The sequence below is a fragment of the Kitasatospora sp. NPDC091257 genome (assembly GCF_044757675.1).
GTDB classification, from domain to species: Bacteria; Actinomycetota; Actinomycetes; order Streptomycetales; family Streptomycetaceae; genus Kitasatospora; species Kitasatospora lactacystinica.
Genome location: NZ_JBIVVI010000685.1, coordinates 1 through 5,015, shown reverse-complemented (window position 1 = coordinate 5,015; position 5,015 = coordinate 1). Strand labels below are relative to the sequence as shown.

Sequence of the window (5,015 nt, the reverse complement as noted above, 5' to 3'; positions counted from 1 at the left end):
GGATCCGGGCCGGGGATCCGGGCGAGGGATCCGGGCCGGGAGGCACATCCATGAGGAGGGGTGATCCGCCAGGAACGGTTCCGTTCTTGCCGCAATCGCCCCCGGCGCCACCCGGCCGCAAGATACCGTTGGGTAAGCCAGCGAACCCGGTCAGGAGGGTGGTTCCCGATGGCCACCCCGGAGCGGACCCCGCGCTGGGACGAGCAGTTGCAGCGCCGCCTCGCCCGCGGCGAGGAGACGGCGCTCGGCGAACTCTACGACCAGCTCGCACCGATGGTGCACGGCCTGGCCGGACGGATACTCGCCGACCAGGCCGCCGCCACCCAGCTCACCCGGGAGGTCTTCGCCCACGTCTGGGAGCACCCCGACGACTTCGACCCCGACCGGGGCACCCTGCGCTCCTGGCTCGGCGCGCTGACCCACCACCGCGCGGTCGAACGGCTGCGGGCCCGGCGGGCCACCGAACTCGCACCGGGCGCGGAGGCCGAGATCCGCGCCGTGGCCACCGCCGCGAGGATGCAGTACGTGGTCGACTCCCTGCCCCAACCCCTGCGTGAGACCATCGCGGTGACCTACTACGACGGCCGCACCTACCGCGAGACGGCCCGACTGCTCGGCATCAGCGAGCAGGCCGCCAAGCAGCGGATGCGGCTCGGTCTGGAGCTGCTGGCCACCGAACTGGCCGACGAACGCGCCCGCCAGGACGGCACCGGGGACGGCATCGGGGACGGGAACGGGGAGACGTGAGCAGCACTGAGGAGCGGCACGACGCCCTGCGCTCGATGCTCGGCGCGTGGGCCCTCGGCGCCTGCCCGGCCCGCGAGGCCGCCGAGTTGGAGCAGCACCTGCGCGACTGCCGGGAGTGCGCCGAGGAGGCGGCCCGGCTGCGCGAGGCCGCCGGCTGGCTCTCGCTGGACGAGCCGCTGGACCAGCCCGGCTCGCTGCGCCAGCAGGTGCTCGACTGGTGCCTGGCCCGTCGGCCGGCCCAACTGCCCGTCCCCGCCTGGGGCATGCCGTACACGGCGGAGACCGCCAAGCTCGACGCGCTGCTGCGCGACCTCGGCCCGGAGGAGTGGCAGGAGGTGGCGGAACTGCCGTGGCACGGCGGTACCGAGCGGCTGCGCCCGGCCGAGGTGCTGGGCCACCTGACCGCGGTGGACGGCTTCCTGGCGCTGGCACTCGGCCTGCCCGACCCGGTGCCGGCCGCTCCGGGCCCGCCCGCCGCACCGGCCGGGCGGCGGGTGCCCCCGCAGGAGCCGGCCGCCGGACCGTCCGTGCCGCGCGTCCCGCCGCAGGGCGGCCGGTACGCCGGGGTCACCGCGCGCACCGTCCGGCTGATCGCCGACCAGGCCGGCCTGGCGCCGCAGTCGGTGCGCTCCCGCTGGCGGCGGCAGGCCCACGACCTGGTGCGCAGCGCCGCGCTCGTGCCGCAGGGCAACACCCCGGTCGACTACGGCTTCGCGGTGCTGCCGCTGCGCGACGCCTTCGTGGACCGCGCCTTCGAGTGCTTCGTGCACGGCGAGGACGTGGCCCGGGCGGTCGCCTACCCGTACGACCCGCCGACGCCGCAGCACCTGCGGCAGATGGTGGAGCTGGTGGTCCGGCTGCTCCCCCGGGCACTGGCCGGGCTGCGCGCGGCCCGGCCCGAGCACGCCGGGGCGCCGGGTGCGCCGGAGGGCGGGGCCCGGACGGCCCGGCGGGTGCGGCTGATGGTCGACGGCCCGGCGGGCGGCGAGTGGCTGATCGCCCTGGACGGCGACGGCGCCGCCGTCGGCAGCGGCGGCCCGCCCGGCGGGGAGCCGGTGGCGTCGATGGTGCTGGACGGCCTGGAGCTGTGCCAGCTGGCCGCCGCGCACCGCGACCCGGACCGGCTGCCGGTCGGCGAGCACGGCGACCGGGCCGCGGTCCGCGAGGTGCTGCACGCGCTCCCGCTGCTCTCCCGGCCGTAGCGGCCCGCCGTCCGCGCGAACGCCTACGCGAAACGCCTGCGCGGAGCGGTCACGCGAAACGACCCGCGCGGAGCGGTCACGCGAAGACGACGGTACGGGTCCCGTCCAGGAGCACCCGGTGCTCGCTGTGCCACTTCACCGCGCGGGCCAGCGCCTGGCACTCGACGTCCCGGCCGAGCGCGACCAGCTGGTCGGGGCTGACGTCGTGGGTGACCCGGGCCACCTCCTGCTCGATGATCGGGCCCTCGTCCAGGTCGGCGGTGACGTAGTGCGCGGTGGCGCCGATCAGCTTCACGCCGCGCGCGTGCGCCTGGTGGTACGGCTTGGCGCCCTTGAAGCTCGGCAGGAAGGAGTGGTGGATGTTGATCACCCGGCCGGACAGCTCGGTGCACAGCCGGTCGGAGAGCACCTGCATGTAGCGGGCCAGCACGACCAGTTCGACGTTCTCCTCGGCGACCAGGTCGAGCAGCCGCTGCTCGGCCTCGGCCTTGGTGTCCTTGGTGACCGGGATGTGGTGGAACGGGATGCCGTAGCTCTCGGTCAGGTCCCGCAGGTCGGTGTGGTTGGAGACGACCGCGGCGATCTCCACCGGCAGGGCGCCGATCCGGGTGCGGTAGAGCAGGTCGTTCAGGCAGTGCCCGAACTTGCTGACCATGAGCACGATCCGCATCCGCTGCTCGGTCGGGTGGATCTGCCAGTCCATCCCGAAGGAGGCGCCGATCGCGGCGAAGCTGGCCCGCAGCTTGTCGGCGGTGACCGGCTCGGGGGCGGAGAAGTGCACCCGCATGAAGAAGAGCCCGCTGTCACCGTCCCCGAACTGCTGGCTGTCGATGATGTTGCAGCCGGTCATGAAGAGGTAGCTGGAGACAGCGTGGACGATGCCCTGCTTGTCGGGGCAGGACAGCGTGAGGACGTACTGGGCGCTGACCGGCTGCTGTTCCACTGGGAGTTTCCCGTTCTGAGGTCGTGACGTGCGTGGATGGTCCAGCGTGTCACATCCCGGACACCCGCCGCCCCGCTGCCCGTACTGCGGGACGGCGGCGGTCCGGCGGGTCAGAGCTGGGTGAGGATGCGCAGCACGTCCAGCGACTTGGGCGACGCGTCCGGGTCGTCCCCGTCGCCCGAGGCCAGCACGACGTGCGCCTCGCGGGCGGCCCGGACGGTCTCCGGCCAGCCGGGGTGGCCGAGGTAGGCGGAGGCCGGCGCGTCCGCACCGACCTCGTGCAGCATCTGCACGGCCCGCAGCACCGCGACGTCCACCAGCGCGGCCTCGGCGGAGTCGCGGAGGATCGTCCCGATGTACTTCTCGGCCGACCAGCGGTCCAGCCAGGTGTCCTCGACGAGGCGGTAGACGGCGTCGGTCACGTCGCCGTACCCCTCCCGGCCGGTCAGCCAGGTCTCCTGCTGGAAACCGGGGTCGGACAGCATGTGCAGCGCCGAGCGCAGTCGGGCTCGCCAGCGCCACCAGGGCAGGTCGTTGAGCGGCATGCCGCCCATCGTGCTGGAGCGGTGGCCCGGACGAGAAGGGTTTCGGGCGGACCGATACGAAGAATCTGTGCTGGCGGACATGGTGAACGATCGTACGTTCCCCGTCTGTTCGTGCTCCACTCGCGATCTACACGCGTACCACTCCGGATTTCGGCGGCCGTTCGCCATCCGTTCGCATTTCTGCCCTCTCGGCTTGTGACGCCGGGGCTTGGCTTGCTCCGGTGCGCCGGAGTGCGCCCCAGAGAGGGAAAAGCGATGACCAGCCGAAGGGACTCCTTCCAGGCCCGTCCCCCGATCGGGCGGCGCCGCCGCCGCCCGATCGCAGCCGCCGCCACCGCCGCGGCCCTGCTCCCCACCCTCTTCTCGGCCTCCGCGTGCGGCGGACCGGCCGATGCCTCGACCACCGGCGACGACCTGACCGTGATGACCTGGGCCCCGGCCGGCACGGGCTCCGCCGACCGCCCGGGCATGACGGCGCTCGCCTCCGCCATCGGCCAGGACGTCAACGCCAAGGGCGGCGTGAACGGCCACCGGCTGCGCGTGATCACCTGCAACGAGCACAACACCGCGGACGGTGCCCGCGCCTGCGCCCAGCAGGCGGTGGACGCCAAGGTGGTCGCCGTGATCGGCTCCTACAGCCAGTGGGGCGAGGCGTTCATGCCGGTGCTGGAGCGCGCCGGCATCCCGCTGATCGGCGGCTACGGGCTCTCCCAGCCGGAGTTCTCCAGCCCGCTGTCCTACCCGGTGGACGGCGGCATGCCGGCACTGATCGCGGGCAACGGCCGCCAGCTGGTGGACGCCGGCTGCCGGACCGTCTCCCTGGTCCGCCCGGACACCCCGGCCGGCGACAACCTGCTCGGCTACCTGGGCACCGCCCTGCGGCCGGCCGGGATCAGGCTGACGGACGTCAAGGCGCCCGAGCAGTCCTCCGACTACACCCCGGTGATCCGCAAGGCGATCGGCAAGGACGAGCCGGGCAACTGCATCACCAGCGCCCTGGCCGCCGAGCCGACCGGCAACCTGCTGGACTCCTACCGGCGGCTGAACGCGAAGAACACCCGGATCGCCTCGGTGATCGGCAGCGTCCAGCAGTCGGTGGTGGACTCCACCGGCGGCGACTCCGGCCCGCTCGGCGGCGCCTACGTCACCAGCTGGTACCCGCCGGAGTCGGCGAAGATCTGGGACGGGCTGCGCGCGGTGGTGCGCACCGACACCACCGGCGGGCACCCCATCGACGTCTCCGACCCGGGCGTGCAGACCACCTGGGTCGCGTACGAGGTGTTCCGGACGGCGGTGCAGAAGCTGGCGGAGGGCGGCCGGACGGTCACCCCGAAGACGGTCTCCTCGCTGCTGGACAGCGGGGAGGGCATCGACGTCGGGATCACCCCGCCGCTCAACTGGGGCACCACCAACATGCTGCCCAGCGGCGGGTCGCCGCGGCTGGTGAACACCTGGGTCACCTACCAGGTGGTCAAGAACGGCCGGATGACCCTGCAGCAGCCGGGCTTCGTGGACATCCGCTGGGCGCTCACCGGGGGCCGTCCGCCGGCCTGACCCGGACCGCCCGGGGCGAGAGAG

General features: G+C 73.6%; 5 protein-coding genes. 3 read left to right on the top strand and 2 right to left on the bottom strand.

Features of this window, described 5'->3' with window-relative positions; translation table 11 throughout:
- The first annotated feature begins 168 nt into the window (after positions 1 to 168).
- Together ACIQOV_RS27260 and ACIQOV_RS27255 are read left to right on the top strand one after the other, a co-directional pair.
- The gene (locus tag ACIQOV_RS27260; protein ID WP_401052870.1) at positions 169 to 747 is read left to right on the top strand and encodes a sigma-70 family RNA polymerase sigma factor; all 579 of its coding nucleotides are present in this window, start codon (positions 169 to 171) and stop codon (positions 745 to 747) included.
- A complete protein-coding gene (locus tag ACIQOV_RS27255; RefSeq protein WP_401052867.1) occupies positions 744 to 1,949 on the top strand; it encodes a zf-HC2 domain-containing protein in 1,206 nt (401 codons plus the stop codon). The genes ACIQOV_RS27260 and ACIQOV_RS27255 overlap by 4 nt, the downstream gene beginning before the upstream one ends.
- A 76-nt stretch (positions 1,950 to 2,025) precedes the next feature.
- Here the strand turns inward: ACIQOV_RS27255 and purU are convergent, their stop codons facing one another.
- Together purU and ACIQOV_RS27245 are read right to left on the bottom strand one after the other, a co-directional pair.
- The gene (gene purU / locus ACIQOV_RS27250; RefSeq protein WP_359902185.1) at positions 2,026 to 2,892 is read right to left on the bottom strand and encodes a formyltetrahydrofolate deformylase; all 867 of its coding nucleotides are present in this window, start codon (positions 2,890 to 2,892) and stop codon (positions 2,026 to 2,028) included.
- Positions 2,893 to 3,002: 110 nt separating this feature from the next.
- On the bottom strand, positions 3,003 to 3,518 hold the full coding sequence (locus ACIQOV_RS27245; protein ID WP_380538392.1) for a hypothetical protein: 516 nt from the start codon (positions 3,516 to 3,518) through the stop codon (positions 3,003 to 3,005).
- A gap of 174 nt (positions 3,519 to 3,692) precedes the next feature.
- Between ACIQOV_RS27245 and ACIQOV_RS27240 the strand changes: the two genes are divergently transcribed.
- A complete protein-coding gene (locus tag ACIQOV_RS27240; protein ID WP_401052862.1) occupies positions 3,693 to 4,991 on the top strand; it encodes an ABC transporter substrate-binding protein in 1,299 nt (432 codons plus the stop codon).
- Positions 4,992 to 5,015: the final 24 nt, after the last annotated feature.

Coding starts and splice junctions, on each gene's coding strand:
- ACIQOV_RS27260 (WP_401052870.1), top strand. CDS start 169: ATGGCCACCCCGGAGCGGACCCCGCGCTGGGACGAGCAGTTGCAGCGC.
- ACIQOV_RS27245 (WP_380538392.1), bottom strand. CDS start 3,518: ATGTCCGCCAGCACAGATTCTTCGTATCGGTCCGCCCGAAACCCTTCT.
- ACIQOV_RS27240 (WP_401052862.1), top strand. CDS start 3,693: ATGACCAGCCGAAGGGACTCCTTCCAGGCCCGTCCCCCGATCGGGCGG.